This is a genomic window from Streptomyces roseicoloratus (genome assembly GCF_004117935.1).
Classification (GTDB): domain Bacteria; phylum Actinomycetota; class Actinomycetes; order Streptomycetales; family Streptomycetaceae; genus Streptomyces; species Streptomyces roseicoloratus.
In genome coordinates this window covers 1-527 of record NZ_SDOY01000041.1, presented here as the reverse complement: position 1 = coordinate 527, position 527 = coordinate 1, and the positions used below count along the sequence as shown (strand labels likewise).

The following is a 527-nucleotide window of genomic DNA, read 5'->3' as shown; positions in this document are numbered from 1 at the left end:
GTTCAGGCCGATCATGTCGATGCCGAGCGGTTCCAGGGCGGTCAGCGCCGCCCCGATCTCCGAGCCGAGCAGCATCGTGCCGGTCGTCTCGACCGTCACCTGCACGATCAGCGGCAGGTCGAGTCCGAGCCGGTCCAGGGCGCGGCGGGCGCCGATGACGGCCGCCTTCGTCTGGAGCAGGTCCTGCGAGGTCTCGACGAGCAGGGCGTCGGCGCCGCCGGTGACCAGGCCCTCGGCGTTGCGCTGGTAGGCGTCGCGCAGCGGCTCGTACGTGACGTGCCCGAGGGTGGGGAGCTTGGTGCCCGGGCCCATGGAGCCGAGCACCCAGCGGGGCCTGCCGTCCCGCGCGGCGAACGCGTCCGCGGTCTCCCGCGCGATGCGGGCGCCGGCCTCGGACAGTTCGTGGACGCGGTCCTCGATGCCGTACTCGGCCAGGGCCGCCAGGTTGGCGCCGAAGGTGTTGGTCTCCACGCAGTCGACGCCGACCGCGAAGTACGCCTCGTGCACCGACCGCACGATGTCCGGGC

The 527-nt window shown here is 73.2% G+C and carries 1 protein-coding gene; it reads right to left on the bottom strand.

The annotated features are described in order from the left end of the window. Window positions 1-527: homocysteine S-methyltransferase family protein (locus ESG85_RS03405; RefSeq protein WP_181018950.1), on the bottom strand; the 527-nt coding region annotated here is incomplete at both ends.